This is a genomic window from Cupriavidus sp. 8B, from assembly GCF_054589115.1.
On sequence record NZ_BAAILO010000253.1, the window covers coordinates 1 to 4,386 of the forward strand.

The following is a 4,386-nucleotide window of genomic DNA, read 5'->3' on the forward strand; positions in this document are numbered from 1 at the left end:
GCCCCGTCGCCTGTACCCAGTAATCGACTCGCTCGCGCGTGCATAACCGTGAGAAATCAAAGCATTATGCGCGCCGCGTGCTCAAAGCTCGGTCTAACATAGGGTGATCCTCCTTTTGCTGCATGTATGGACCCGACGCCTTTTGCAAGCTTCTTGTTCGTGATGTCGAAACGGTCTGCATGCATGTATCTGGCTTGCCCGATGGGCGCTTGCCGAAGCACGCCCGCAGCCTCGATGAGATCCGCGCATCCCGTCCTTAGCAGATTGGCGGCGTGCCACATGGGCCGCCGACAGCAAAAACAGGCTTTAGGATGCTGGTTCAACCAATTTCGTCATCGCTTTAAGAAGCTTCGCAATCCTGCGTGGGTATCCTCCTCCTTGCAAGCCGGTTGTTAGGGTTATGCTGCCGCGCTGCGCGTAATGTAGGTAGAGTCGCTGCTTAGCAGCACCTGGATTACGCGCGCGTTCTTGTTAGCCAGCGCGACTGCCGCGCAGTTGTACCCCCGTCGCGCGATCAACTGCTGCAGCCAGACGCTCTGTGAGTCGGTCTTTGTCGTTGAGTAACGTAGGACGGCCCGGGCGCCGTGGATAAGCAGGGTCCGCAAGTAGGTGTCGCCGCGCCGGCTGATCCCTTGCAGCCGAGATTTGCCTCCCGAGGAGTACTGACGTGGCACCAGACCGAGCCAGGCCGCTAAATGCCGCCCGTTCCTGAATTGCTTGGCGTCGCCGACGGCGGCAACCATGGCTGTAGCGGTGACCGGACCGATGCCGGGCACTTCCGCGATCTTCTTGCACAGCGCGGATTGCTTCATGAACGACTGGATAGATGCTTCGATCAGATGGACACGCTCCTCGATTGCCTTCAGGTGCTGCAGCAGTTCAGTCAGCAGCGTCTGGCAGAACGACGTCAACTCGTCGGCGCTCTTGCTGAGTAATTCCGGGATTGCGCGCTTGAACGCCTCGGGGGAACGCGAAATCGTGAGTCCTCGTTCACCGAGCAAGCCACGCATCTGGTTGATCATGGCTGTACGGTGGCGGATCAGAACTGCGCGCATCCGATGCGCGGCCTGGATGTCCTGTTGTTCGACCGACTTGACGGTAACGAAGCGCATGGCCGGTCGGCTGGCGGCCTCGACGATCGCTTCGGCATCGTTGCGGTCATTCTTGTTGGTCTTGACGAACGGTGACACATACTGTGGACTGATCAGTCGTACCTCAACGCCGAGCGACTGGAAGCGACGTGCCCAGTGATGCGCTGTGCTGCAGGCTTCCATGACGACCATCTTCGGATTCAGTGTGCGCACCGCTTCCAGGAGCGAGCCACGCGAAACCTTCGTCCGATGTACGGGGCGTCCGCTGTGGTCGGCGCCATGGAGCTGAAAGACTTGTTTGGCAAGATCGATGCCAAGGATGTCGATTTGCATGATGAACCTCCACGCGTCAGGTTGAGGCCGACAGTGTCCCCCGAAGGGAGGCGCCGGGTCCATCTCAGTAAATTGAGATGGTCACGCCGCGAGTATTTCTTGCGATTAAAAGGCCGGTGTAGGGTGCAGAGCCGTCGTTCAGGTGTCCGCGTAACAGCCTGGCCCATCGTCTGCAATTGGCCGATCTCGGCCGCCCGGCTCATCCACGTAGCATACCGCAGTCCGGCAACCCGTCCGAACAGCCACACGGCCTTCCACCTCCCAACGACGACAAACCTTTTCTTTTCGGTGGACCGCCTCCGGCGGAAAGCAATTACCTGTCGTTGGGGGGTGCAAAAGAACGCCCGTCCTGATAGTATTTCGGCACTCTCCGCGTCTCCGACGCATCGAATCCTTGCCTGGCACCGCCAGGCGTCTCGTCACCCACAGGGGCATTGTCCCTTGTGGCTGTGTTCCTATTTTTTTGGAGCACACACGTGATTCAAATCATCCAGATTGACCCGCGGCAGCTCAAGGCCATCGCCTTGCTCGCGCCCAAGACCGACCAACGGTATTGGCTCAATGGCGTCTTCGTCGAAGCGACTTCGACTGAAACACGCCTGGTTGCGATGGACGGGAAGCGCATGGGCGTCTTCCTTTCCGCGAAAGCCAACCGGCTACCCGGCGCCATTCAGGCAAGCGCAATCCTTCCCCACGACGCCCTCGATTTTGTGAGGCCGAGTCGCGGCAGGTTTGCGCAATTGGAGCTTCGCATCGACCCCTCCGTTCCGCGATGGGCCGAGCTTACCCACGGGGGCACCTCATTCGAGTTCCTCACGGTTGACGGCGGGTATCCGATATACCGGCGAGCTTTGGGACCACATCGTGGCAGCGGAGAGGCTGGGCAGTACGACCCCCGCCACCTGAGCGACTTCCATCGCGTGCTGGAGGCGATGGAAGGCAAGCTCCCGCCTGACCGGAATGGTGTCTACTTACACCACAACGGCAACGACAACACGCGCGTCAGCATTAACCGCCGCGAGGATTTCGTTGGCACTGTGCGACCGCAGGCATTGGAAGGCCCGGCTCATCTGCCGTGGGCCGATTCTCCATCGTTCCTTTAACCCTTTCCAACCAAAACGATATCTGACCAAACATGAACCTTATGTCTATCTTTTCGCCGTCCAACAAGAAGGGAGAACCCGCGCGGCGAATCTTTACCAACGGCCTCCTGTGGCTTGCCTTCGGTGCAGTAGTTTGCTTCACAGCGGATAAGTCATCGCAACCCGCCAAGGCCATCGACAAATACTATGACGTCGGGCTGTTCTGGTACCAGGTGGCCGGCGCCATCGTGCTGTTCACCATCTTTGCGGTCATCCGCCGTAAGGCTAAAGGCGACGCTGAGGCGCGGAGCGCACGGTACTACGCCGAGCTTGCGCTCGGCGAACTGGGCGGCATCCTGATTAACTTCGGCTCCCTGGCTCTCGTGACGGCTTTGGTGTCGCCCGACTGGAGTCCCGTGTTCGCTACAGCCCTGAACTACGTTATCGGGTATTTCCTGATTCGAAAATCGTAAGCTGAATTTAGCGAAGTCTGCCTGGCCGCCTGGTCAGGCTTCTCCACCCGCAGGGGCACCGTCCCTTGTGACTGTGCCCCTCATTTTTTGGTGCACACACTGTGAACATTCACCCCACCAAGGTATTCCGCAACATCGAGACTGGCGAGCTCGTCGAGCCTGTCACGGTATTGGTCCAAGGCGAGCGCAATACGTGGCGCGACCTTTCCTGGCTTGATTTCCAGCGCAAGTTCTCTCCAGTCGATCCGCCGCCGTTCAGACCTACGAAGGTCACTGGCGACTGGCTGCCACCGGAAGTCGTCATTGACGCGTTCTCAAACGGGCAGCTGTGGAACGGCTGGCTAATCCCATTCTTCACCCGAGAGGCTGCACTCGCTCTGCGCGAGCACATGCCGGAGCTTTACTACAGCGAGGCGACGGACCAGTTCTGCCTGCAAGGCGACGATCCGCAGTGGTGCGGCGCCACGGACCTGACCATCGACGGTACGGTCGTGAAGTGCTACGCCATCGGCGATAGTTATTGCTGGGAGCGCGCGGACCTGTAGTGCACGCGCTTTCGTTACATCCGGCCGCATGACGCGATCCGGGTTCATTCCATCCCCGTAGGGGCACGGCCTCTTACGGGCGTGCTCCGTCACCACTTGAAGGAGCAATCCATGCCACAAATCACCCTTTCCCGCGCGGAAGCCCAATCTCTCGTTACCTTCAGCGAAGAGGTGAACACGCAGCGCTTCTTCATTGCCAAAGATCACGGCGCCTATATCGGCTGCAGCGTGGGCCCTGCGCCCTTGCAGAAACGTCTGTTCTTTTTTAAGGGCTGCAATCCGGCCGTCGACAAGGACTTTTACGAGGACGCGAGGCGCGCTTTCGGCGGCGACGACTTTGGCGAGCACTTTCCCGTCGCTGACCTCGTTAAGATGCTCGCCGAGCCGGCCTGCATGAAGGTGCGTGTCACCGTCACGCGCAGCAGTATTCGTATTGACGGGCTGACCAGATAAGTTTGGGGCCATCGTCGCGCCAGGTGGCTCGAATGGACTCCCCAAATGCTGGCTTGCCTGATAACATAGCTGCACTTACCGCGTCTCCGACGCATCGACCCCCGCCGACTGTTCAGTTGGCACAGTATTCCCCCCCCTACGGGCCATCCTGCCCGTAGGCATGTTGGCCTTTTTCTTTCTGTGAGGCCATCATGTTCAAGACGTTCCCGATTTTCATTGTTTTGTGCGCCCTGGTTACCGGTTGCGCCGCTCAGCAAAGCTCCCCCAATGTCTATCGCGGGTCCGAGGCTTTGCGGACTGGCGCAGCCGAACGGGTAACTGTTGTCCGAGTGCGGCCAGTTAGCATCGTCGGCAATGACGGCCCCGTATCGGCCAGCAGTGGTTTTCCTGGCGTCGCCGGCGCGGTAGT

At 59.4% G+C, this 4,386-nt stretch carries 5 protein-coding genes and 1 pseudogene; 5 read left to right on the top strand and 1 reads right to left on the bottom strand.

Features of this window, described 5'->3' with window-relative positions; translation table 11 throughout:
- Nucleotides 1-398: 398 nt before the first annotated feature.
- Nucleotides 399-1,424, bottom strand: a complete 1,026-nt coding sequence (locus ACYP5B_RS24920) for an IS110 family RNA-guided transposase (protein WP_447429980.1) — start codon at nucleotides 1,422-1,424, stop codon at nucleotides 399-401.
- 476 nt (nucleotides 1,425-1,900) lie between these two features.
- Between ACYP5B_RS24920 and ACYP5B_RS24925 the strand changes: the two genes are divergently transcribed.
- The 5 genes and pseudogenes from ACYP5B_RS24925 to ACYP5B_RS24945 form a co-directional block, all read left to right on the top strand.
- Nucleotides 1,901-2,527 carry a hypothetical protein gene (locus ACYP5B_RS24925; RefSeq protein WP_459571445.1) on the top strand — a complete coding sequence of 209 codons (627 nt, stop codon included), beginning with the start codon at nucleotides 1,901-1,903 and terminating at the stop codon, nucleotides 2,525-2,527.
- A 41-nt stretch (nucleotides 2,528-2,568) separates the two neighbouring features.
- Nucleotides 2,569-2,979: a hypothetical protein gene (locus ACYP5B_RS24930; RefSeq protein WP_459571446.1), complete on the top strand. Its 411-nt coding sequence runs from the start codon at nucleotides 2,569-2,571 to the stop codon at nucleotides 2,977-2,979.
- A 101-nt stretch (nucleotides 2,980-3,080) separates the two neighbouring features.
- Nucleotides 3,081-3,524, top strand: coding sequence for a hypothetical protein (locus ACYP5B_RS24935; RefSeq protein WP_459571447.1), 444 nt, complete (start codon nucleotides 3,081-3,083; stop codon nucleotides 3,522-3,524).
- Between the two features lie 111 nt (nucleotides 3,525-3,635).
- On the top strand, nucleotides 3,636-3,977 hold the full coding sequence (locus ACYP5B_RS24940; RefSeq protein ID WP_459571449.1) for a DUF3085 domain-containing protein: 342 nt from the start codon (nucleotides 3,636-3,638) through the stop codon (nucleotides 3,975-3,977).
- A gap of 191 nt (nucleotides 3,978-4,168) precedes the next feature.
- Nucleotides 4,169-4,386: pseudogene (locus ACYP5B_RS24945) on the top strand (hypothetical protein); the annotation flags it as partial.